We start from the raw sequence: 20,938 nt of genomic DNA, 5'->3' as shown, positions 1-20,938 counted from the left end.
CCGGCATCAAAAATGTTCATCCGCCAGGGTTTCTGACGGATGAACGGCTGTCCGTTACAACGAACGTTTCGCTGATTTAACCGTATTATGGGCAAGCATGGTGATGGTCATCGGACCGACTCCGCCCGGTACAGGCGTGATGTAGGAAGCTTTCTCTTTCGCCTCTTCGAACGCCACGTCCCCAACAAGTTTTCCGTTTTCAAGGCGGTTGACGCCGACATCGATGACGACGGCTCCTTCTTTAATTTGATCCGCTTTGATAAAATTAGCTTTCCCTACTGCTACGATGAGAACATCGGCTTTTTTCGTATGCGCCGTAATATCGGCCGTTCTTGAATGGCAATATGTGACGGTTGCGTTTTCGTTCAGAAGAAGCTGCCCTACAGGCTTTCCGACAATATTGCTTCTGCCGACGACAACAACCTCTTTTCCTGACAAATCGACGCCGGTTTTTTTCAATAGCTCGATGATGCCCGCAGGTGTGCAAGGCAGAAATGTATCTTCGCCGAGCAGCATCTTCCCGACGTTCAACGGATGAAACCCGTCGACATCTTTGTCAGGGGAAATTTTTTCGATCACCGCTTGTTCGGAAATATGCTCCGGAAGAGGCAGCTGGACAAGAATTCCGTGAAAGTCGTCATTATTGTTGTATTGATCGATCACCTCAAGCAGCTGCTGTTCGGTGAAGCTTGAGTCGAAATGATCCAATTGAAAACGAATCCCCATAGCCTCAGCCGCTTTTTTCTTGCCGCGCACATATGAAAGAGACGCCGGATCATCGCCGATTAAAATAACGGCCAGTCCCGGGGTAACTCCTTGTTTTTTCAGTTCTTCAACTTCCTTGGCCAGCTGCCCGCGCTTTTCTTTTGCTGTTTCTTTCCCGTCGATGATGGTTGCTGTCATTTGCTCTCCTCCTAAATTATTCAAGATCGGACTTAATGTTAGAAAGAACACCGTTTATAAACTTCGCCGACTTGTCATCCCCAAATTGCTTTGCCAGCTCAATCGCTTCATTCATAGAGACGCTGGCCGGTATATCGTCTACAAACGCCATTTCATATGCTGATAAGCGCAAAATGGCGCGGTCGACATTTGCCAGTCTGTCAAGCTTCCAATTGACGAGATGGCGCGTGATCATCTCATCGATTTTTTCCTTATTCTCTAAGACCCCGTAGACAAGCTGTTCGAAAAAAGCGTCGCTTTCCATGCCGTCCAGGGCATGGGCCATCGCTTCTTTCGGTTCAATATCGCTGACGTCAATTTGGAATAATGACTGCAAAGCCTTTTCTCTTGCTGTTCTTCTTTTCATTCTTTCTTTTTCTCCTTTAACCCTCTTTGCTGCTAACCGGTTAAGCCACAAAGAGATCATATCATATTTTTAGTCTTTTCGCATGCAAAAATCGAGGTTTTATCGGTTATAACCGAATAATAAATGAAATCCCCCGGAAATCATTCGTTTTCTGTGTACTTTCTCTTGCATCCTTTTTATTTTTCATCGCAATGGTCAGAATGATGCTTTTTAAAAAGCATTTTTTAAAGGCTGGACACGAAAAAACCAAAGGGCCGTCGGGTCCCCTTGGTTCTTCCATTCAACCGCGCTACATCTCTTGATCAATTTCAACTTCATGCGTTTTTGAATCAAATTGAATTCCAACGATGTGAATATTAATTTCATTAATCGAAAGAGCAGTCATATTGAGGAGCGTCTGGCGGATGTTGTCCTGGACAGCACTTGCGACCTTCGGAATCGACACGCCGAATAACATGACGCAGAATACGTCAATCGTAATCCCGTCATCAGACAGATCGACTTTAACGCCTTTGCCGTGGTTCTTTTTGCCGAAGCGCTCCACAACGCCCGTTGCAAAATTGCCGCGCATTTCGGCAACGCCTTCGACTTCGGATGCCGCGATTCCAGCGATTACCTCAATGACTTCGGGAGCGATTTCCACTCTCCCCAAATGGTTTTCTTCATGGCTCATGTCCAATAAGCTGTTATCGTCTTTCAACAGATTCACCTCCGTAATAATTACGATCCCATGACATCATATATTTCTAAAAACTTCGTGTTGAATTCCCCGCTTACAAATGTTTCATGATCCAATAACTTCAAATGGAACGGGATTGTCGTGTGAATGCCTTCGATCACGAATTCGCTCAAGGCCCGCTTCATTCTTGAAACAGCTTCATCCCTCGTCTTTCCGTAGGTGATCACTTTGGCGATCATGCTGTCATAATACGGCGGAATCGAGTATCCGGGATATACGGCCGATTCGACTCTGACGCCAAGGCCTCCCGGAGGAAGATACATTTCGATTTTCCCGGGTGACGGCATGAAGTTTTTCTCAGGATTTTCGGCGTTAATCCGGCATTCGATCGCCCATCCGTCAAATGTGACCTCTTCTTGTGTAAGGCTCAATTTCTCGCCTGATGCCACTTTGATCTGTTCTTTGATCAAATCGACGCCTGTCACCATTTCCGTCACGGGATGTTCAACCTGAATCCGCGTGTTCATTTCCATGAAGTAAAATTTCTGTTCGCGGTAATCGTAAATGAACTCAACCGTTCCTGCGCCCGTATATTGAACCGCTTCAGCCGCTTTTACAGCTGCTTGGCCCATCTGCTCCCTTACAGATTCATCCAGAGCAGGTGAAGGCGTTTCTTCAAGAAGCTTTTGCAGCCTTCTTTGGATCGAACAGTCGCGCTCTCCCAGATGAATCGTGTTTCCGTGCGTGTCGGCAAGCACTTGAATTTCCACGTGTCTGAAATCTTCGATGTACTTTTCAATATACACGCCTGGATTTCCGAATGCTGTGGCCGCCTCCTGCTGTGTGATCTTGATGCCGTTGATCAATTCTTCTTCCGTGCGGGCGACGCGGATTCCTTTTCCGCCTCCGCCTGCGGTTGCCTTGATAATCACAGGATACCCGATATCGCGCGCCAATGAAACCGCATCTTCGACATTTTCGATAATTCCTTGTGATCCCGGCACGATCGGAACGCCTGCCTTCTGCATCGTTTCCCGCGCGACGTCTTTCGTCCCCATCTTAGAAATGGCATCTGCTGTGGGTCCGACGAAGGTTACGTTTACCTCTTCGCAAAGCTCGGCAAAATCCGCATTTTCCGCAAGAAAGCCGTAGCCCGGATGAATCGCGTCTGCGCCGGTCATCTTGGCGACGGTGACGATGTTGGTGATGTTCAGGTAGCTGTCTTTTGAAAGCTTCGGCCCGATGCAGAATGCTTCGTCTGCCATCTGAACATGGAGCGCCTCTCTATCTGCTTCCGAATAGATGGCCACCGTTTCGATCCCCATTTCCTTACAAGCTCTGATAATTCTGACGGCAATTTCTCCCCGGTTCGCAATTAATAGCTTTTTAATCATCTTACTGCTCCTTACTCTGCTCTTACTAAAAAGAGAGGTTGTCCGTATTCAACAAGCTGTCCGTTTTCTACTAAAACTTCAACGATTTCGCCTTTTACTTCGGCTTCGATTTCATTGAAGAGCTTCATCGCTTCGACGATGCAGACGACGGATGATTCTGTAACCTTTGATCCAACGGTTACATATGGATCAGCTTCAGGCGAAGACGATGCATAAAACGTTCCGACCATCGGAGACGTGATTTTATGCAGGTTGCCGTTATCTTTCTCTTCCTTTGCCGGCGCCTCCTGAACAGGAGCCTGCTGCTGCGCGGCTTGAGCGGCCGGAGCTTGAACAGGCGCGGCAGGAACCTGCTGAACCATCTGCACGGAGCCGCCGGCATTCTTCTTAAGCTCGACCTTCGATCCTTCGTTTTCGTATGTAAATTCATTTATCGAAGATTCATCAATTAGTTTTATAAGCTGTCTGATTTCATCAATATTTAACATGCTATCGCACCCCTAATGAATAGATTTCTCATGATTATCAGTTAGTACTAAAAGTACATACTATATATCATCTTACAGGAGAGGGGTACCGAATTCAACTCCTATCATAAAGCCGCTGAACACGACCGCTTCTTCGGTTACGAAAAAATCCCGCTTTATTCCAAGCGGGAAACGTTTTATTCGGAAGGTTCAAATGTAACAGCCACATCGTTTAAGTTTTTTACTTCTTTTTCGACGAGGTCGATGATATCGATAGCAGCGGCTTTTGAATGGTCTTTCGATTTAACCGTGATATTGACTTTATCTCCTTCGGCATTGACTAATGCATCTTTGTACCCTTTTGTTTTAATCAGCGTTTCAAGCGTTTTCTCCGTTCCTTCCGCATCGCTAAGCTCTGTCATCTTATCGTAGGCTTCGCTTTTTTCTTTTGCGGTCGCTTTGTCGCTCATAACGATCTCGTTTAATTCTTCCCTCATTTTGCTGCGCTGATCGTCCATCTCCATCCGGTATGTCGTGAAGTCGTCTCCCTCAGACGTTTCCTCTGTCACAACCTCTCCTTTTTCAGCGCTTTGTTCGCTGGCTGACGTTTCTTTATCTTCCCTTTCCTTTCCATCGGTTTTGCCTTTTTCAGATTCTGTGCTTTTTTCTTTTGCAGGCTCCTCTTTCATCGGCTGTTCTTTAGTCGGCTGTTCTTTTTCAGCAGCGACTTGTCCTTCGTCATTTACCGACACGACATTTTCTCCTTCAGGCGACATGATATAGTAGACACTCAGCACAACGACAAGACTTAACATGGTTAAAAGCCAGACCGTTTGTTTTTTCAGCATCATTTATGAATCCTCCTTCATTTTTTTAGGGGCAACAGCGACGCGGTGGCTCGGAACGTCAAGAACCCTTGTCACTGCTTCAATGATGGTTTGTTTTATTTGAACGTTGTCGACTCCCTGAGCGACAACGAGAACGCCTCTGATCTCGGGCTTTTTCGTCTGGACGACGACCGGCGTTTCTTCCTCGCCGTGCTTGATCATGACAATTTCTTCATCGGAAGATGTTTCGGTGACGGTCCGTTTTCCGCCCTGTTTGTCCGTTTCATCAGTTGATGTCTCTTGCGTTTTCTGATTTTTTTCAAACACCTTCAGGGAAGTCGCATCAACATTGACGACGATCGATACATCCTCAACGCCGATGATCGTTTCCAAAATCTCCTTGAGCTGGTTCTCGTAATCCCTTTCATAGTCCTGGATCGAATCCTTTGGTTTGTCGCTCCCGGCCGGCTTAAACACTTCCTTGTCACGGCTTTGTTCCTGGTTTTCTGATGTCGATTTCTCAGATGATGCGGGGACGTCCGCCTTCTGCTGCGACGGTTCGGAAGAAAAAATCTGGCTCACCAGCATGAAAGAGACGCCGAGAACGAACAAAAGCAGAAAATAGTGGTATTTCGTCAGCTTCGCTTTTCCTTCTTTCCCTTCTTTCGGGACCAAATGACCGATCAGCTTCTCGATCCAGCTTCTTTTATTCATTGCCGCTTTGTTCTCCCCCTTCGATATGGACTGTGATCTTGTCGGGGTTCATGTCCCATATGCCTGCCAGCTGTTCTTTGATTTTCTCGGCTTCCTGATGATCTCTTGTTCGTTCTGTCTGATAGGCTTCCCCTGTATTGATGTCGACAGGTTTGACGGCTTGGACCGTTTTTTCGGAAGCTGTCTCCAAATAAACGGACGCTTCGATATGCCGGGCGACATCCTTTTCGGATTGCAGGCGGCCCGCAGAAGAGATTTCTACTTTAGCTATCTTGTATTTGTCATGACTCAACCTCTCCTCTGCACTCTTTTTTAATTGAGCAGCCATCTGTTCTAAAATATATGCTTGTTGTGAGGCTTGTATTTCTTTTTTTTCTGAATTCAGCTGATTTTTTATTTCTTCATGCCGGACTTGTCCGTTTTTGGTCAGCTGCTCGATGATAGCATCCGGATCGGCACGGAACAGCGTAAAAATCGGATTCAGTATGACAACGATCAATAGAAGGCTGATCACCATTTTTGCGTACTTCTGCATGCTCGAGTTCGGCAAAAGCATGTCGATGATGATCGCAAGCAGAATAAACAAAATGATGTTTGTCAGCCACTCTGTCAAAAAAGCCATATCAGACCCTCCCCTACTTCATCATCATGGTCAGGTTCCCCGCTGTAATAATGACGGTTAAGCTTAGAAAAAACATGAGCGAGACGATCGCCATCGCAGCGAAAATGTAGATGACGCTTTTGCTGATTACATCAAGGCAGCTGATGACAGGGCCTCCCCCCAAAGGCTGCAAAACAGCGGCGGCAATTTTGTAAATCAGCGCAAGGGAGAGGATTTTGACTGCCGGGAATGCGGCGATGCAAATCAGGATGGCCACCCCGAGAATCCCGACGGTGTTTTTGAGCAGGAGGGAAGCGCTGATCACCGTGTCCGTCGCCTCCGTAAACATCCGGCCTAATACGGGAATGAAATTGCCCGTGATGAATTTGGCCGTCCTTAACGTGATGCCGTCGGTGACGGCGGCTGATGCGCCCTGAACCGAAATGACGCCGAGAAATACGGTTAAAAAGGCGGCCAGCGTTCCGATCGCTGCATTGCGAAGGAGCTGGGCAAGCTGGGTGACTTTGTACTGTTCGGTCATCGTGCTGACGATGCTTAAGATCGCTGATAAAAATAAAAGCGGCATCACGATATACTGGATAAACAGGCCGCTCGTGTTCATTAAGAAGAGAATCACAGGATGAAAGAAAGCTGCTGAAACGGCTCCCCCCGAGGTCGCCATCAGCGCGAGGAGCAGGGGGACGAGCGACAGGATGAAGCTTGTCATCGACTGGATCGCTTCATTCGCGTAGGTGACGGCGACCCGAAAGCTGTTAAGCGCGAGGATGATCAGCACCATGTAAACGATCGCATAGGCTACTTTGCTGACGGTGCTTTGCTGGAACGCATTTTGCAGGAGCTGGAGCAGGACGCAAAATATCGTCAAAAGAATCAGGGTTCCCAATAGTTTCCCGTTTGCCAGCACTTCATGAAACAAATAAGAAAAAAGCGCTTTGGCCCACTCTTCCGGCGAAAAATGCTTCTCTCCCTTGATGAACTCCAATAAGCTGCCTTTTTGGCTCTCCGGAAGATGGCCTCCGTATTCCGTCATAATGTTGTTCCAAAACTCGCCGACCTTGTCGATCTCCAGCGATTCGGCCTGCTGATCGGCCATCGCTTCCGCCGATGTTGCGGCAGTACCTGCTTCCCCTTCTTTTTCAGAGGCTTGTACCTCCCGAGCCCCCGCGAAAACAAAGCCGATGACCAGGAGCCAAAACAGTAAACGCTTCACACCAAAAATCCTCCTTTCTGACTAAGACATGGAAGGGATCAGCCCGATGATGGTCTCGATTATGACGGTTAAAATCGGAACGGCCATGACTAAAATGAGGATTTTGCCTGCCAGCTCGATTTTCGAGGCAATCGCCCCCTGTCCGGCATCCTTTGTCAGCTGTGCACCAAACTCCGCAATATATGCGATCCCGATGATTTTCAATATCGTTTCGACGTACATCATGTTGATATTTGCATTAACGGCGATCTTTTCGATCATGCGGATGATTTCGTACACCTGGTCGACCAGGAATAAAAAAATCGTGCAGCCGGTAAATACGATGATCAAAAATGCAAATGTCGGCTTTTGCTCTTTGACAATCAAGCTGAGAAAGGTTGCAATCATTCCTAATCCTACGATTTGAACGATTTCAATGAGTAAGCCCCCCTATCCCTGGAATAGAAAGACAGCTTTTATCTTTTGGAAGAGATCATCGACGACAGTTGCAACCATGAATAAAATATAAATAAATCCTAAAAGCGTGACCCATTGGGCATATTCTTTCTTTCCCATTTGATCAAGTATGGTGTGAAGAAATGCGACGACGATTCCGACGCCGGCGATTTGAAAAATAATATTTACGTCTACTCCCATTTCTTTTGCGCTCCCCTCTTCATTACATCAATAGAAGAACCAGTAACAGTCCCGCCAAAAATCCAAGGCTTTTTACCATTTTTTCGTTTTTCGCCTGGGCGAGGTTCGCTTCAGCTTCCTCTGTTTCCAAATGGGTCAGCGCCAGCTTGATATGCTTCTGCTGCGAAACGAGGTCATGCCTGCCAAGCGTTTCTCCAAATTGCCTCAAAATATCAAATTCCTTTGTTTTGAGAGCCGTTTCGGGCCACACTTTCCTCAGGCTGTCCTCCCAGGCTGCTCCGGCTGAAGCGGTGCCTTCTCCAAGCTTATGCGAGAACGTCTCAAACAGGGAAGAAACGGGTTCAGAAAGCTGTTCGGCGATATGTTTTGACGCCAGGCGGAGCGGGGTATGCCCATACATAATTTCAGCCTCCAGCGACTGCAGAGCTGCCAAAAGCTGCCGGATTTGCTTCGGCCTTTCGCTGAAGGGTTTTGCCATCTCAAAACCTGTCCAAGTGGCAGCCGCCAAAATCAGCACAGCCCCGAAAAGCTTCAGCATGATAACACCTTCCCAGCCGCTGTGAGCGGCTCCCCGTCACCGCCGCAGATCCGGCTTATCGTGCCCGGTCCGTTTTTCCGCGACAGCTCAACGATTCGCTGAAAAACGCCGTATTCCCGAAGCCGCTTCAAGGAAGGCCGCTTCATAACGTCTCTAAACGAAAACCCGTGGGCTGACACAATAACCGACACCCCTGCATGCACCGCTTCCAACAGGGCTTCTGCGTCTTCTGTTCTGCCAATCTCATCGGCGATCACCACATCCGGGCTCATTGACCTGATCATCATCATCATCCCTTCCGCCTTTGGGCAGGCGTCGAGAATATCAATGCGCTTCCCGAACTTGTACTGTGGAATGCCGTTTACACATCCGGCAATCTCAGACCTTTCGTCAACAACGGCGACCTTTTTCGCGGGAATGTTGCCGCTTCCCGTGCTGATCAGCCTGCCAAGATCCCTGAGCAAAGTCGTCTTGCCTGTTTGCGGGGGACCGATGATCAATGTGTTCAGCCAGGCGTTTTTAAAGAGATAAGGCACATATGGCTGCGATATGCCGATCTTTTCTTTGGCGATGCGAATGTTGAAGGAGGAGATGTCCCTGATTCCCTTGACCGTTCCGTTTTCGATGACGACCCGGCCGGCAAGGCCGACGCGGTGGCCGCCTTTTATCGTGATATACCCTTTTTTCAGTTCCTCTTCGAGCGTGTACATGCTGTAATTGCCGAGCCTGTTCAAAAATATCGCTGAATCCTCCGGCGTTGCCGCATAATCCAAAAAAAGCGGCTGGCCTTTTTGAACCAATTCAAGCGGACGACTTGTCCTGATCCGAATTTCTTCGATCTGGTTCATGTCGTGTTCAGCAAGCCCGGCAAGCGCCAGTTTAATCGTGTCAGGGAGAATCTCTGTGATGTGCTGCAAAAACGCTCCCTCCTCTTTTAGCTTGTCTTCTATAAAAATGTATGTTCAAAGAAAGACTTTATGACAAGAGAGCCTGCTTCGTTATTTATAGATTCCTGCAATAATGAAAACGACGCCCATGAAGATAAGGATGAGCTTCGCATAGGAGAGCTGGCCCGCGATCTGATATATTCCGATCGTCATCGTGATAATAAAAATAAACGGTCCGACCATGGCAAGCACGCTGTTTACGGCAACCGCCTTGCGGACGTCGTTCAAAAGAAGCATCACGATCGCGGCCGTCAGCTCGATTAAAGAGGAAACAACTCTTAAAGCCGCCATTGTCAAAACAGTCGGATTGACTTGTCCAAAGAAAAACTTCATATCATAAACCTCCATTAACGCTTTCCGGCTTTTTTTACAATCTATGCTCTCTCTTGAAAAAGTAGTCTTCTGATTTTCTACTTAAAACTTGCAAAACAAAAAAAGAGCCGGCTTCATATGAAGCCGGCTCCTGTGCGCATGGCCTACGCTCTGGAAACGTAAGAACCGTCAGAAGTATTGACAACGAGTGTATCGCCTTCGTTCACGAAGAACGGAACGTTGACAACTAAACCTGTTTCTGTTTTTGCTGGTTTTGTTCCGCCTGATGCTGTATCGCCTTTGATGCCCGGTTCTGTTTCAACAACCTTCAGCTCGACCGTGTTCGGAAGTTCGATACCGAGCGTTTCTGATTGATACATCATGATTTGAACGGACATGTTTTCAAGCAGGAATTTAAGCTCATGCTCGATTTGCGAAGAGCTCAGCTCAAGCTGCTCGTATGAGCTCGTGTCCATAAAAACGTGCTGATCGCCGTTGGCGTACAGATACTGCATCGTTTTTGTCTCGATTTGGGCGCGGGCTACTTTTTCGCCTGCACGGAATGTTTTTTCCTGAATCGCGCCTGTGCGGAGATTTCTCAATTTTGAGCGGACAAATGCTGCACCCTTACCCGGTTTGACGTGCTGGAAATCAACAACGCGCCAAATGCCTCCGTCCACTTCAATCGTTAAACCTGTGCGAAAATCGTTTACTGAAATCATGGTTATCCTCCTATAGCTCCAATCAAACGGATTATAAAATAATTAGATCTTTTGCGGAATGGGTGAGAGATTCGTTCCCGCCCTCAGTGAGGACAATATCGTCCTCTATTCTGACTCCGCCCTTGCCCGGTATGTAGATTCCCGGTTCGACCGTAACGACCATGCCTTTTTCAAGAAGCTGGTCAGAACGGACTGAAAGCGCGGGGCCTTCATGGACTTCCATGCCGAGGCCGTGGCCGGTAGAATGGCCGAAATAATCGCCGTAGCCTTTGGAAGCAATATGGTCCCTCGTATAGGCGTCAGCCTGTTTGCCGGTGATTCCCGGCCTGATATTCTGCATGCCGAGCGCCTGCGCTTCAAACACGGTTTGATAAATGCCTTTCAGCTCATCACTCGGCTCTCCCACGGCGATCGTGCGCGTAATGTCCGAGCAGTATCCTTTATAGTAGGCCCCGAAATCCAATGTGACGAAATCGCCTTTCTCGACGGTTTTATCGCTTGCCACTCCGTGCGGCAGGCTTGAGCGGACGCCCGAGGCGACGATCATATCGAATGAAGAATGATCCGCCCCCTGACTCCGCATGTAAAACTCCAGTTCATTGGCGATTGAAATCTCCGTCATGCCGGGCTTAATCACCGTCAGAATATGGCTGAATGCATCATCTGCAATCTTAGCAGCTTCCTTTAATATCTTAATCTCTTCACTTGACTTAATCAAGCGCAACTTTTCAACCGAATGCGAAACCGGAACAAGCTCCGCCGGGCCGAGAAGATCTTTGTATGCGGCATACGTTCCGTATGTCATCTTATCCTGCTCAAAACCAATTTTATTTAGTCCCATTTCCTTGATCGCATCAGCTGCTTTTTTGATGATTGAGCCGGTATGCTCAACGATTTCAAAGCCCTTGATTTGATGTTTGGCCTGCTCGGTATACCGGAAATCCGTAATGAAGACCGCTTTGTCCTCTGAAATCACCGCAAGGCCCGCAGAGCCTGTAAATCCGGTTATGTACCTCAAGTTGACGCTGCTCGTCAGCAGAAGCCCTTCGATTCCAAGACCGCCAAAAAGTTCTCTCAGTTTTTTCAGTTTCATCGTTCTAGAGTCCCCCTTTTGCTATTTGTTGTTCAAAAAATAACAGACGGCAAGCTTGTAGCCTTCAAAACCGAGTCCGGTAATCCGGCCCTGAGCCACGGGTGCAATCACCGATTGCCGCCGAAACTCTTCCCTCGCATCGGGATTGGAAATGTGAACTTCGATCACCGGTATGCTGATGGCGGCCACTGCATCGCGAATGGCATAGCTGTAGTGCGAAAAAGCGCCCGGATTTAAGACGACGCCGTCATACTGATCCTCAGCCTCATGAAGAGCGTCGATGATATCCCCTTCATGGTTTGACTGGAAAAACGTCAGCTCAGCCTGAACGCCTTCGGCAAATTGAAAGAGCTTTTGCTCTAAATCGGTCAGCGTATCTCTTCCGTATATTTCAGGTTCTCGCTTCCCAAGCCGGTTTAAATTCGGTCCGTTCAAAATTAAAATGTGCGGCAACTCTCTTCCCCCTTTTTTCATTAAACAAAGCCACCGTTTGTTTCACGTTAAAAAATGTCCACTTACAGTGAACATTTTATCATAATGATTCAGGTATCAACACTATTCCTTCGATTCTCCAATCGCCTTTGAAACCTTTTCGGAATTTAATTCATTGTATTCAAACGAAATCGAATAGCCGACAAACAATCCGTACAGCAAGTAGATGCAAAACGTCGTGATAACCGTTTCCCTTTTCAGCTCGGAAACTGTCTGTACATCCGGAAACATCGGATTAAACAGATAGAATACGATGCCCCACAAAACAGCTCCGTATAAAATCCCGGGCCACATACCCTTGATTTGCTTCAGGCAGCCGAAGTACAGGAGGGCAGCGCCGATTGAAATCACCCCTATCAGCAAAATGCTGATCACCGTTCCGAGAAAACCGTTTTTCCATTCGCCGACAGCAATAGGCTGAAGAACCATGTTCGGCGTGACTTCTGAAAATTTAAACAGGTATGCAAGCTCTCCCAGCGCACTCCAGAGAATGCCGCCGATAAACCCTGTCGTAACCACCCTGCCGATGAAAGATGCCGGTTGTTCGCGTTTATTCTGCTCAAGTTCTTCGGGCTGTTTTTCATTGTCTTCACTGCTCATGACGTCAGTTCACCTCCATTTCCAGTATGTCCAAAAACAGCTGTGCCAACAGTATCTTTCCAAGTTTTTTTGAACGGAAGTGTAAAAATCAAGAAAACGGGTATACTTGAATTAGATTTGACGATTCGCTTCTCTAATTTCTAAAATTTTTAGGCACGTCAACCTAGAGGTTTCAGTACTTTTCCTGTACAATAGGTGTAAGGAAATGGTTAATGTAATCATAGATTGATACAGATAGGTTGATGCAAATGTCAAATCAAAAAAAGCCCGCATACGGAGGGCAGGCCGTCGTCGAAGGCGTGATGTTCGGCGGCAGGCGCCATTATGTAACCGCGATTCGCAGGAAGGATCAGAGCATTGAATTTTTCAAGCTGCCCCGCACATCACATCCCACGCTGGAAAAGCTGAAGAAAATTCCGTTTCTCCGGGGGATCATCGCGATTATTGAAGCGAGTGCGAACGGTACCAAGCATTTGAATTTTTCAAGCGAACGGTATGATCGCGACCCTGCATTGGACGATCAATTAAAAGAGGAGAAGCAGTCAAAGCTGACGATGATTTTTGGGCTTGCCGCTGTCGGGGTGCTATCATTCCTCTTCAGCAAATTTGTATTTACGCTTGTTCCCGTCTTTTTGGCGGAGCTTACCCGGCCTGTATTCCAATCTGATGTCGCGCAGATTATGGTCGAAAGCTTTTTCAAGCTGATCCTGCTGTTGGGCTATATTTACGCGATATCGTGCACCCCTTTCATTAAAAGGGTTTTTCAATATCACGGAGCCGAACATAAAGTCATAAACTGTTTCGAACAAAACATGCCGGTTACGGTGGAAAATGTTCAGCGTCAATCAAGGCTTCACTACAGATGTGGAAGCAGTTTTATTCTATTTACGGTGATCGTGGGCATGTTTGTTTACTTGCTTGTTCCTGCTGACCCTCTCTGGGTCCGTATTTTAAATAGAATCGCGCTGATACCAGTCGTTCTTGGCATTTCATTTGAAGTGCTGCAGCTGACGAACAAAGTGAGAAACATACCTGTGCTGAAAGCGCTGGGCTATCCCGGCCTTTGGCTGCAGCTTTTGACGACAAAAGAGCCGTCGGACGATCAGGTGGAAGTGGCAATCGCAAGCTTTAACGAGCTTCTTCATATGGAGACCAAAGCAGAGGACGAACAGAAGGAACCTTCTATATCGTAATGTAAACTTTAACGAATCGGTTAATTTTTTGGGAGGTGGACAGTTATGAAGCAACGGGTACATCCAGTCTCAGCTTTAGTGATTGCGCTTGGAATTTTTGGTTTCGTTTATTTTGCTGTCACAAGCCCCGGCCGCTTGCTGCAATATTTGTTTGTTTTTGCTGCGGTCGGCGCAATTGTCTATTTAGTCATCAGACATCTTATAAACCGCGACGCGGGCGGTGAAGGAGCAGCATTTAGAAAAGCAGCCAAACAATCAAACAAGCGTTTTCAGGATCATAAAAAACGCTCAGTCAGAGGCCGGGTGAATCATCTGAGAAGCGTGCCGTCTATCAACAAATCCAAGCCTGTCTTGGTCAAGAAAAAAAGCCAGACTCAGCTGACGGTGATCGAAGGAAAAAAGAGCAAAAAGAAAAACAGAGCTTTCTTTTAATACGTCCACTGTTTCAAAAATAATTCTGTTCGTTTTTTTCCTAGCTCAATCAGAGCTAGTTTTTTTTCTGCCGAAATCGCAAATTCCGTCGACAGCACTTCTTCGACGGGCAGGAAAATAATGTTGCGTTCGTGTTTAGTAGCGATATGCCTGGCGTCATGCGCTTCTTTCATCGTCTCAAAAAGCGCTCCGAACAGCTCAAACGCATTGTTGATCACCTTCTTCGGCCTTTCTTTTTCACTCGGCATCAAGGTAACGCCTAAAACCGGGCGTTTTTTTTCGGCGGTAAACAGCCAGATCGGAAAATTGCTCAGCACCCCGCCGTCGACGACCGTGCTGATGCCGTCAGAAGATTTCAGTTTGACAGGCTCAAAAAAATAAGGAATGCTGCAGCTCATCCGCACCGCTCTTGCGACGGAAAACCGCCCGGGATTCAGGCCGTAGCGGGTCAGATCATCAGGCAGGACAAGCATTTTGCCATTCGTTAAATCCGAGGCGATCAGTTTGAGCTTCCCTTGTTCAAAGTCGCCGAACACGGAGATTCCTTTTTCCTTTAATTTCTCGGATACCCAGTTTTCCAGTTTTTCTCCTTTATACAAACCGAGGCGCCAATAGATCGAAGCCCATTGCAGTATTTTTAACGGCAAAAAAGCAAATCTCGGGTCAAGGAGCTCGCGTTCATTCAATTCCTCCAGCATGCAGCGGATCTCCTTGCTCGTATACCCGGCCGCGATAAATGCTGCGATGATCGATCCGGCGCTCGTTCCGGCCAGTCTTTTAAATCGGAAGCCCCGTTCTTCGAGCGCTTCGTATGCTCCTGCGAGCGCAATTCCTTTCATTCCTCCGCCAGAAAAAACTCCGTCGATGTACATTCCGTTCTCCCCCCTTAAAAGATTGGCCTTACCATCATTTTAGGAAGGGGACAGAAAAAAAAGACCATCAGAAAAAGCTGCCGTTTAAAGCGGCAGCTTCTTCTATTGATTTTCCTGTTCATTTCTTTTTTGGACGCTTCTCAGATCATCGACCCTTTTGCGGTCATCCTCAAAATACTGCACAAGGTCGCCGACCCGGTCGATGCTGTTCCAGCTTAAATGATGTTCAATCCCTTCAACATCATCGTAAATTTTCTCTTCGTCAACACCAATGATTCTTAAAAACTGTTCCAGCAATTCATGTCTGTATACTAAACGCTTGCCTATTTTTTTTCCTTTAGGTGTCAGCACGAGACCGCGATACTTTTCGTAAATCAAATATTCGTCTTTGTCGAGTTTCTGAACCATTTTTGTAACCGAGGAGGGATGGACGGCTAAAGCTTCTGCTATATCTGAGACTCTTGCATATCCTTTTTCTTCTATCAGCATATAAATTTGTTCTATATAATCTTCCATACTCGGTGTTGTCATCTAATCCCTCCAAATCACACCTATTCAAATCATTACAAGTTTACACTATGTGCTTGTAAAAAACAAGCAGTCAGATAACGTTTACATCGATGTCCTATCTTTTATAATTCCATTCGTCTGTCGCGTATTTCGTCCTGGCCAGCTCCTCGACGAAGGCGATTTCTTCTTTTGTCAGTTCATAGGGCTCGAGATTGATGTTAAGCCCTTTCTCAAATCCTTTTTTAAATGCTTTGCTCGCTTCTTCTATGGTCACCTTTTCGGAGGTCAGCTGATTGATGGCGACCGCCTTTTGTTTAAAATTCCGCTGCATCCGCTCTCTGATGCGGTCGTTTTTATAGATGAATAAATCAAACAGCTTGTCTTCATCCAATTCAAGGAGAATCGAGCCATGTTGAAGAATGACTCCTTTTTGCCTTGTCTGGGCGCTTCCGGCGACTTTTCTGCCCTCGACAACGAGCTCATACCAGGAAGGCGCGTCAAAGCAGACGGATGATCTCGGATTTTTCAGACTTTGCTTTTCTTTCTCCGTTCGCGGAATCGCAAAATAAGCGTCAAGTCCAAGCTCTCTAAAACCTTCGAGAATCCCTTCGGAAATCACCCTGTACGCTTCCGTCACCGTCTGCGGCATGTCGGGATGGTCTTCTGATACGATCACGCTGTAGGTAAGCTCTTCGTCATGAAGGACGCCCCTTCCGCCGGTCGGCCTTCTCACAAAGCCCAGGCCGTGCTTTTTGACGGCTTCCAGATCGATTTCCTTTTCGATATTTTGAAAATAGCCGACCGAAAGCGTCGCCGGGTTCCATCCGTAGAAGCGGATGGTAGGCGGAATCTGCTTTTGGCTGTGCCAGTAAAGCAGCGCCTCATCAAGAGCCATATTAAAATCGGGAGCCTTGCGCCCCGAATCGATAAAACGCCATGTTTCCTTTTCCATAACCTACCCTCTTTTTCTTTGGTATACACCTAAGTCTACCATCCCCTATGAAAATTGAAAATAAATTCGGCTAATCAGATGACAGATTTCCCGCCCTTTACTATAATAGTATTTGTCTTAACATATCCATAAACATTTCCCGCTTTAGGCGGGACGATCTTAAAAAGGAGTCGGATCAGATTGTCTACCAGCAGCATTATCGTTCTCATCATTTGCGCCGCACTGATCATCTACATGGTCGTTTCATACATTTATCAGCAGCGGATTATGAAAACCTTAACAGAAGAAGAATTCCGGGCCGGCTACCGGAAAGCGCAGCTCATCGACGTGCGCGAGCCGAACGAGTTTGAAGGCGGCCACATCCTCGGTGCGAGAAACATTCCGCTCTCTCAGCTTAAACAAAGAAAAGCGGAAATCCGTCCGGACAAACCCGTCTATCTTTACTGCCAAAACAGCGTCAGAAGCGGACGAGCCGCTCAAATGCTCAAAAAACACGGCTGTCAGGAAATTTACAACCTGAAAGGCGGCTTCAAAAAGTGGACCGGAAAAATTAAAACAAAGAAATAAATGAACGCTGTCTCATGACGAGGCGGCTTTTTTCATACAAAAAAACGGCGGAATTGATCTGCACCCTGTCAAGTAGACAGTGGAAATAACTAAAACACACTAGACGGCTTTAGCCCTGTATTCCACTGGGCTGAGGCCGTTTAGTTTTTCTTATAGACGATCGTGGTTGTAAAAGTGGATATATTCATCAATTGCGCTTTGAAGTGCCTCAAATGTCTCGTACGAATTCCGTCTGTATTTCTCGCATTTTAATTTCCCCCAAAACGACTCAATGGGGCCGTTATCAATACAGCGGCCGACGCGGGACATACTCTGTGTCATATTTGCGTTTTCAATCATCCTTCTAAACTGGTGGGACGTGTATTGAAAACCTCTGTCGCTGTGAAGGAGAGGACGTGCGTTTGGGGCTGCCTCAAGCGCTTGGTTCAAGGTTTTAAACACAAGGGCGTTATTATTGGATTTCCCCAGCACATAAGACACGACCATTCCCTCATGAAGATCTAAAATGGCACTGAGGTACGCTTTCCGATGGCCGTATTTTAGCTCTGTCACATCAGTCACCCATTTTTGATTTGGTTTGTCCGCTTTAAACTCTCGATTCAGGATATTTTCGGACACATGTTGAGGCGTCGCTTTGCCGTAACGTTTTTTCTTCCGCCGAATGACACACTCCAGCTTGGCAATTTTCATCAGCCGATAGATGCGCTTATGATTGAGGCGCTCTTTAAAGCGGCGGTTCATGTTTAAGGTCATTCTGCGGTATCCGTAGATACCGCCAATTTGTTCGTGAAGTAGCGCCATTTTGGCGATAATCTTTTCATTCTGTTTTTCTCTCGCTGAAGGTACTCGGCTCCTCCATTTGTAATACCCCTGGCGCGAAACTTCGGCAATCTCACATAACATTTGGACAGAAAAGCCTTCTTTTCGATTCAGCTCTAAAATGGCGAGATATCGATCTTCGTACCGAACCTGACTTAGAACCGCCTCCTTTTGATCTCTTCCAACTTTTTTAAGAACGCATTCTCTGCGCGCAAACGCTCATTTTCCTGTTCCAGCCGTTTGTTTTCCCGTTGAATTTTTTCTTCAGGTGTCAGTTCTTCTTCGGTTTTGCGTTTTCCCCGTGTATCTTTTAAGGCTTCTTCTCCACCTTCTTGATACTTTTTCACCCATTGATACACCTGTTGGTAGGAGACTTGATGAATCTCCATTGATCTGGCGTAGTCCTTTCCATGAGCTAGACAATCCTTCGCAATCTCAATCCGTTCTTCCAATGAAACGTTCTTCCGTTTGGTCATCAAACGATTCCTTCCTCTCCCGCTGTCTTTTAACGTTTTATGACCATTATAAAGCTCAACCCACTTCATGAGTACGGATTTACTGGAAATCTTATATTTTCTCGAGATTTCTCTTTGAGAGTAGCGTCCGGATAAGAAGTCTTTCACGGCATTGTATTTTAATTCTGCGGGATAGAACTTATGGCGCTTTGAACGTTCCAAACTCTCCACACCCGCCATATCATGCGATGTTCTCCATTCACGAATCGTTTCGGCATGAATGCCATATTTTTCTGCGATCTCCTTCACCGAATTATTGCCCTGATCACATTCTGATAGAATATTCAATTTTTCTTCTTTTGAAAACCATTTTCCAGCCATGAAAAAACTCCCCCAAGGCAAACAGATTTTTTTATTTCATCTGTCTACCTTTAGGGGAGCATATCATCCGTCCAGGTTTTTTCTTTACAATAGATCGGCGGCCAGCCTTGCAAGCCCTGAGCGCTCCCCTTTTAAAAGCTTTACGTTTCCGGAAATTTTCTGATCTTTAAAGCGCTCCACGACGTAGGCCAAGCCGTTGTTCATCGCATCCAAATACGGATGATCGATTTGTTCGGTGTCCCCCATCAGGACGATCTTACTGCCCTCTCCGACGCGTGTAAGGAGCGTTTTGACTTCATGCTTGGTCAGATTTTGCGCCTCGTCGATGATAATAAATTGATCGGGAATGCTTCTGCCCCGTATATACGTAAGGGCTTCGACCTGAATAGAACCCATCCCGGCTAAAATATCCTCAAGCTCCCCGGGCTTTTTCGCGTTGAATAAATATTCCAGGTTATCAAAAATCGGCTGAATCCACGGGCGGAGCTTTTCTTCTTTTTCCCCGGGCAGATATCCGATATCCTTCCCGACAGGCACGATCGGCCTTGTGACGACCAGCTTTTTAAAATTCGCCAAGTCTTCCGTCTGCAATAAGCCGGCGGCCAGCGCAAGCAGCGTCTTTCCTGTGCCCGCCTTTCCGATCAGCGTAACAAGCGGAATGTCCGGCCTTAAAAGAAGTTCAAGCGCCATCGTCTGCTGGACATTTCTCGAGCGGATGCCCCAAACCTGCTCCTGATCAAAAACCAATTTTCTGACGGCTTTTCCATTCTGATCGACGATCCCGACCGCAGATGATGAGCCGCCGAGCGCATCCTTCATGATGATGAACTGATTCGGGCAAAACGGTTCACTGCTGATCTCATCAAGAGGCAAACAATGTTGTTCGTAAAAAGCGTTCATCTGGTCGGCATGAATATATAATTCGGTAAAACCGCTGTATATATCATCATTTTCAACAACCCGATCATGCAGAAAATCCTCTGACATCAAGCCGATCGCATCGGCTTTGACGCGGACGAGCATGTCTTTGCTGACGAGGATGACGGGACGCCCGTCCTCTTTCGTTTCCTCCTCAAGACTCAAATTTTTCGCAACGGCTAAAATGCGGTTGTCGTTTGTTTTTTTCACAAAAATTTCCTGAAGCTGATGAAAGGAGCGGTGATTGAGTTCGATTCTGATGCTCCCTCCATTTTGAAGCAATACGTTTTCATACAGCCTTCCCTTTTCACGCAATTCATCTATCAGTTTAGATACGCGCCTTGCGTTTCTCCCGATTTCATCCATATAGCGTTTTTTAGAATCAACCTCCTCCAATACAACAGCCGGAATGACAACCTCATTATCCTCGAAAGAAAAGATTGAATTTGGATCCTGCAATAACACATTCGTATCTAACACATAAATTTTACTCAATCCTTCGCCTCCTGATCAGGATTTTTAGCCTTTTCGTTTCAATCGGGTTAAAAGCTGATGGAGCGCCCGCTAAAATATATGTTTTCGTGAATAAAGATAGAAGGTTAATTCAACAATAAAAATATTGAAAGCATTTTTAAGGAGGCAACCTCAAGTGCGAATCATTTTTTTGATCTTCATTCAAACCGTTATGCTCCTTTCAGCCTGCGGCATTCAAAATAATGCACAAAATAACGCGAATGAACGTCCGCGCAACGGGACCGTTCAAGTGAAAAACACCGCCCAGGAGCCCGTCGGCCGCAAAGACGGCCAAGCCATTGCCAGACGCCTCGTGAAAATTACCGAAAGCGTTCCTGGAGTCAATGATGCAACGGCCGTCGTTCTCGGCAGGCTCGCAGTCGTCGGCATCGATGTCAAAGATAATTTGGAGCGCAGCAAAGTAGAGTCCATTAAATACTCCGTCGTCCAAGCGCTGAAAAGCGATCCGTACGGTGCCAATGCTGCCGTCGTGGCCGATCCCGACACCGTAAACCGCCTCAGGGCGATGGGAAAAGAAATTCAAGCGGGAAGGCCCGTAAAAGGCATCCTTGACGAGCTCGCAGCGATTGTCGGACGCGTTCTTCCGGAAGTGCCGAATGATGCAACAGACAATCAAAACACAAATCCGACAAAATCAAACAATGACCAGCTGAACGGAGAGCGGCAAAAAAATCTTGAAAAAGAGCAGAACGACCAATCGAATAAATACATGAAAAACAGACAGCAGTAACGAAAAAAGCTTG

Annotated in this window: 27 protein-coding genes; 4 read left to right on the top strand and 23 right to left on the bottom strand. The window is 46.8% G+C overall.

The genetic code is table 11. From position 1 onward, the window contains the following. Window positions 1-54 precede the first annotated feature (54 nt). From folD to NSQ39_RS06720, 18 genes are all read right to left on the bottom strand, one after another. Window positions 55-903 (bottom strand): bifunctional methylenetetrahydrofolate dehydrogenase/methenyltetrahydrofolate cyclohydrolase FolD, encoded by an 849-nt coding sequence (gene folD, locus NSQ39_RS06805; protein WP_175077341.1) that lies wholly within the window; start codon window positions 901-903, stop codon window positions 55-57. A gap of 16 nt (window positions 904-919) precedes the next feature. Beyond that, window positions 920-1,309, bottom strand: a complete 390-nt coding sequence (gene nusB / locus NSQ39_RS06800; protein WP_046131880.1) for a transcription antitermination factor NusB — start codon at window positions 1,307-1,309, stop codon at window positions 920-922. A gap of 289 nt (window positions 1,310-1,598) precedes the next feature. Beyond that, complete coding sequence (locus NSQ39_RS06795) at window positions 1,599-1,982, bottom strand: Asp23/Gls24 family envelope stress response protein (protein WP_175077349.1); 384 nt, start codon at window positions 1,980-1,982, stop codon at window positions 1,599-1,601. Window positions 1,983-2,029: 47 nt separating this feature from the next. Then, window positions 2,030-3,382 carry an acetyl-CoA carboxylase biotin carboxylase subunit gene (gene accC, locus NSQ39_RS06790; RefSeq protein WP_175077342.1) on the bottom strand — a complete coding sequence of 451 codons (1,353 nt, stop codon included), beginning with the start codon at window positions 3,380-3,382 and terminating at the stop codon, window positions 2,030-2,032. Window positions 3,383-3,393: 11 nt separating this feature from the next. Beyond that, on the bottom strand, window positions 3,394-3,870 hold the full coding sequence (gene accB, locus NSQ39_RS06785) for an acetyl-CoA carboxylase biotin carboxyl carrier protein (RefSeq protein WP_046131882.1): 477 nt from the start codon (window positions 3,868-3,870) through the stop codon (window positions 3,394-3,396). Window positions 3,871-4,046: 176 nt separating this feature from the next. Further along, window positions 4,047-4,697, bottom strand: coding sequence for a SpoIIIAH-like family protein (locus NSQ39_RS06780; RefSeq protein WP_046131899.1), 651 nt, complete (start codon window positions 4,695-4,697; stop codon window positions 4,047-4,049). Window positions 4,698-4,700: 3 nt separating this feature from the next. Further along, complete coding sequence (gene spoIIIAG / locus NSQ39_RS06775; protein WP_046131883.1) at window positions 4,701-5,390, bottom strand: stage III sporulation protein AG; 690 nt, start codon at window positions 5,388-5,390, stop codon at window positions 4,701-4,703. Beyond that, a complete protein-coding gene (spoIIIAF, locus tag NSQ39_RS06770; RefSeq protein WP_046131884.1) occupies window positions 5,383-6,012 on the bottom strand; it encodes a stage III sporulation protein AF in 630 nt (209 codons plus the stop codon). Before spoIIIAF ends, spoIIIAG begins: the two co-directional genes overlap by 8 nt. A gap of 13 nt (window positions 6,013-6,025) precedes the next feature. Further along, on the bottom strand, window positions 6,026-7,222 hold the full coding sequence (gene spoIIIAE / locus NSQ39_RS06765) for a stage III sporulation protein AE (RefSeq protein WP_046131885.1): 1,197 nt from the start codon (window positions 7,220-7,222) through the stop codon (window positions 6,026-6,028). Window positions 7,223-7,243: 21 nt separating this feature from the next. Continuing rightward, entirely contained in the window at window positions 7,244-7,639 is a 396-nt protein-coding gene (spoIIIAD, locus tag NSQ39_RS06760) for a stage III sporulation protein AD (RefSeq protein WP_269082048.1), read from the bottom strand. Window positions 7,640-7,651: 12 nt separating this feature from the next. Further along, window positions 7,652-7,858 (bottom strand): stage III sporulation protein AC, encoded by a 207-nt coding sequence (spoIIIAC, locus tag NSQ39_RS06755; RefSeq protein WP_003183409.1) that lies wholly within the window; start codon window positions 7,856-7,858, stop codon window positions 7,652-7,654. A gap of 22 nt (window positions 7,859-7,880) precedes the next feature. Then, window positions 7,881-8,396, bottom strand: a complete 516-nt coding sequence (spoIIIAB, locus tag NSQ39_RS06750) for a stage III sporulation protein SpoIIIAB (RefSeq protein WP_046131887.1) — start codon at window positions 8,394-8,396, stop codon at window positions 7,881-7,883. Continuing rightward, on the bottom strand, window positions 8,390-9,313 hold the full coding sequence (gene spoIIIAA / locus NSQ39_RS06745; RefSeq protein ID WP_175077344.1) for a stage III sporulation protein AA: 924 nt from the start codon (window positions 9,311-9,313) through the stop codon (window positions 8,390-8,392). The genes spoIIIAB and spoIIIAA overlap by 7 nt, the downstream gene beginning before the upstream one ends. A gap of 81 nt (window positions 9,314-9,394) precedes the next feature. Beyond that, entirely contained in the window at window positions 9,395-9,676 is a 282-nt protein-coding gene (locus NSQ39_RS06740; RefSeq protein ID WP_046131900.1) for a YqhV family protein, read from the bottom strand. Between the two features lie 143 nt (window positions 9,677-9,819). Beyond that, window positions 9,820-10,377 carry an elongation factor P gene (gene efp / locus NSQ39_RS06735; RefSeq protein WP_046131889.1) on the bottom strand — a complete coding sequence of 186 codons (558 nt, stop codon included), beginning with the start codon at window positions 10,375-10,377 and terminating at the stop codon, window positions 9,820-9,822. Window positions 10,378-10,408: 31 nt separating this feature from the next. Next, complete coding sequence (locus NSQ39_RS06730; protein WP_175077345.1) at window positions 10,409-11,470, bottom strand: M24 family metallopeptidase; 1,062 nt, start codon at window positions 11,468-11,470, stop codon at window positions 10,409-10,411. A gap of 21 nt (window positions 11,471-11,491) precedes the next feature. Beyond that, a complete protein-coding gene (aroQ, locus tag NSQ39_RS06725) occupies window positions 11,492-11,923 on the bottom strand; it encodes a type II 3-dehydroquinate dehydratase (RefSeq protein ID WP_175077346.1) in 432 nt (143 codons plus the stop codon). A gap of 102 nt (window positions 11,924-12,025) precedes the next feature. Further along, window positions 12,026-12,562 carry a YqhR family membrane protein gene (locus NSQ39_RS06720; RefSeq protein WP_175077347.1) on the bottom strand — a complete coding sequence of 179 codons (537 nt, stop codon included), beginning with the start codon at window positions 12,560-12,562 and terminating at the stop codon, window positions 12,026-12,028. A 248-nt stretch (window positions 12,563-12,810) separates the two neighbouring features. On the opposite strand from NSQ39_RS06720, the gene NSQ39_RS06715 reads away from it, so the two are divergent. After that, complete coding sequence (locus tag NSQ39_RS06715; RefSeq protein ID WP_046131893.1) at window positions 12,811-13,755, top strand: DUF1385 domain-containing protein; 945 nt, start codon at window positions 12,811-12,813, stop codon at window positions 13,753-13,755. Window positions 13,756-13,800: 45 nt separating this feature from the next. Continuing rightward, window positions 13,801-14,187 carry an SA1362 family protein gene (locus NSQ39_RS06710; protein ID WP_335497618.1) on the top strand — a complete coding sequence of 129 codons (387 nt, stop codon included), beginning with the start codon at window positions 13,801-13,803 and terminating at the stop codon, window positions 14,185-14,187. Here the strand turns inward: NSQ39_RS06710 and NSQ39_RS06705 are convergent. The 3 genes from NSQ39_RS06705 to NSQ39_RS06695 all read right to left on the bottom strand — a co-directional run bounded on the left by NSQ39_RS06705 (window position 14,184) and on the right by NSQ39_RS06695 (window position 16,521). After that, the gene (locus NSQ39_RS06705; protein ID WP_046131895.1) at window positions 14,184-15,059 is read right to left on the bottom strand and encodes a patatin-like phospholipase family protein; all 876 of its coding nucleotides are present in this window, start codon (window positions 15,057-15,059) and stop codon (window positions 14,184-14,186) included. The genes NSQ39_RS06710 and NSQ39_RS06705 overlap by 4 nt on opposite strands. 102 nt (window positions 15,060-15,161) lie before the next feature. After that, complete coding sequence (gene mntR / locus NSQ39_RS06700; RefSeq protein ID WP_046133028.1) at window positions 15,162-15,590, bottom strand: transcriptional regulator MntR; 429 nt, start codon at window positions 15,588-15,590, stop codon at window positions 15,162-15,164. Window positions 15,591-15,684: 94 nt separating this feature from the next. Beyond that, on the bottom strand, window positions 15,685-16,521 hold the full coding sequence (locus tag NSQ39_RS06695; protein ID WP_046133027.1) for a lipoate--protein ligase family protein: 837 nt from the start codon (window positions 16,519-16,521) through the stop codon (window positions 15,685-15,687). Window positions 16,522-16,755: 234 nt separating this feature from the next. Between NSQ39_RS06695 and NSQ39_RS06690 the strand changes: the two genes are divergently transcribed. After that, complete coding sequence (locus NSQ39_RS06690) at window positions 16,756-17,088, top strand: rhodanese-like domain-containing protein (protein ID WP_046133029.1); 333 nt, start codon at window positions 16,756-16,758, stop codon at window positions 17,086-17,088. 150 nt (window positions 17,089-17,238) lie between these two features. Here the strand turns inward: NSQ39_RS06690 and NSQ39_RS06685 are convergent. Together NSQ39_RS06685 and NSQ39_RS06680 are read right to left on the bottom strand one after the other, a co-directional pair. Then, a protein-coding gene (locus NSQ39_RS06685) for an IS3 family transposase (RefSeq protein ID WP_341014135.1) occupies window positions 17,239-18,743 on the bottom strand; the annotation gives its coding sequence in 2 pieces (ribosomal slippage) (window positions 17,239-18,086 and window positions 18,086-18,743; 1,506 coding nt in all). A gap of 84 nt (window positions 18,744-18,827) precedes the next feature. Next, window positions 18,828-20,156 (bottom strand): PhoH family protein, encoded by a 1,329-nt coding sequence (locus tag NSQ39_RS06680; protein WP_175076996.1) that lies wholly within the window; start codon window positions 20,154-20,156, stop codon window positions 18,828-18,830. Between the two features lie 154 nt (window positions 20,157-20,310). On the opposite strand from NSQ39_RS06680, the gene NSQ39_RS06675 reads away from it, so the two are divergent. Beyond that, the gene (locus tag NSQ39_RS06675) at window positions 20,311-20,925 is read left to right on the top strand and encodes a YhcN/YlaJ family sporulation lipoprotein (protein ID WP_046131906.1); all 615 of its coding nucleotides are present in this window, start codon (window positions 20,311-20,313) and stop codon (window positions 20,923-20,925) included. The last annotated feature ends 13 nt before the right edge of the window (window positions 20,926-20,938 follow it).

This window comes from Bacillus sp. FSL W8-0848 (assembly GCF_038007805.1).
Taxonomy (GTDB): Bacteria; Bacillota; Bacilli; order Bacillales; family Bacillaceae; genus Bacillus; species Bacillus glycinifermentans.
The sequence above is the reverse complement of the archived record's forward strand: the minus strand, read 5'-3'. Positions and strand labels throughout refer to the sequence as shown.

Coding starts and splice junctions, on each gene's coding strand:
- accB (WP_046131882.1), bottom strand. CDS start 3,870: ATGTTAAATATTGATGAAATCAGACAGCTTATAAAACTAATTGATGAA.
- NSQ39_RS06740 (WP_046131900.1), bottom strand. CDS start 9,676: ATGAAGTTTTTCTTTGGACAAGTCAATCCGACTGTTTTGACAATGGCG.
- spoIIIAG (WP_046131883.1), bottom strand. CDS start 5,390: ATGAATAAAAGAAGCTGGATCGAGAAGCTGATCGGTCATTTGGTCCCG.
- NSQ39_RS06690 (WP_046133029.1), top strand. CDS start 16,756: ATGGTCGTTTCATACATTTATCAGCAGCGGATTATGAAAACCTTAACA.
- NSQ39_RS06730 (WP_175077345.1), bottom strand. CDS start 11,470: ATGAAACTGAAAAAACTGAGAGAACTTTTTGGCGGTCTTGGAATCGAA.
- NSQ39_RS06780 (WP_046131899.1), bottom strand. CDS start 4,697: ATGCTGAAAAAACAAACGGTCTGGCTTTTAACCATGTTAAGTCTTGTC.
- efp (WP_046131889.1), bottom strand. CDS start 10,377: ATGATTTCAGTAAACGATTTTCGCACAGGTTTAACGATTGAAGTGGAC.
- NSQ39_RS06720 (WP_175077347.1), bottom strand. CDS start 12,562: ATGAGCAGTGAAGACAATGAAAAACAGCCCGAAGAACTTGAGCAGAAT.
- spoIIIAC (WP_003183409.1), bottom strand. CDS start 7,858: ATGGGAGTAGACGTAAATATTATTTTTCAAATCGCCGGCGTCGGAATC.
- accC (WP_175077342.1), bottom strand. CDS start 3,382: ATGATTAAAAAGCTATTAATTGCGAACCGGGGAGAAATTGCCGTCAGA.
- spoIIIAB (WP_046131887.1), bottom strand. CDS start 8,396: ATGCTGAAGCTTTTCGGGGCTGTGCTGATTTTGGCGGCTGCCACTTGG.
- NSQ39_RS06705 (WP_046131895.1), bottom strand. CDS start 15,059: ATGTACATCGACGGAGTTTTTTCTGGCGGAGGAATGAAAGGAATTGCG.
- NSQ39_RS06695 (WP_046133027.1), bottom strand. CDS start 16,521: ATGGAAAAGGAAACATGGCGTTTTATCGATTCGGGGCGCAAGGCTCCC.
- spoIIIAF (WP_046131884.1), bottom strand. CDS start 6,012: ATGGCTTTTTTGACAGAGTGGCTGACAAACATCATTTTGTTTATTCTG.
- nusB (WP_046131880.1), bottom strand. CDS start 1,309: ATGAAAAGAAGAACAGCAAGAGAAAAGGCTTTGCAGTCATTATTCCAA.
- folD (WP_175077341.1), bottom strand. CDS start 903: ATGACAGCAACCATCATCGACGGGAAAGAAACAGCAAAAGAAAAGCGC.
- NSQ39_RS06715 (WP_046131893.1), top strand. CDS start 12,811: ATGTCAAATCAAAAAAAGCCCGCATACGGAGGGCAGGCCGTCGTCGAA.
- NSQ39_RS06710 (WP_335497618.1), top strand. CDS start 13,801: ATGAAGCAACGGGTACATCCAGTCTCAGCTTTAGTGATTGCGCTTGGA.
- NSQ39_RS06795 (WP_175077349.1), bottom strand. CDS start 1,982: ATGAGCCATGAAGAAAACCATTTGGGGAGAGTGGAAATCGCTCCCGAA.
- mntR (WP_046133028.1), bottom strand. CDS start 15,590: ATGACAACACCGAGTATGGAAGATTATATAGAACAAATTTATATGCTG.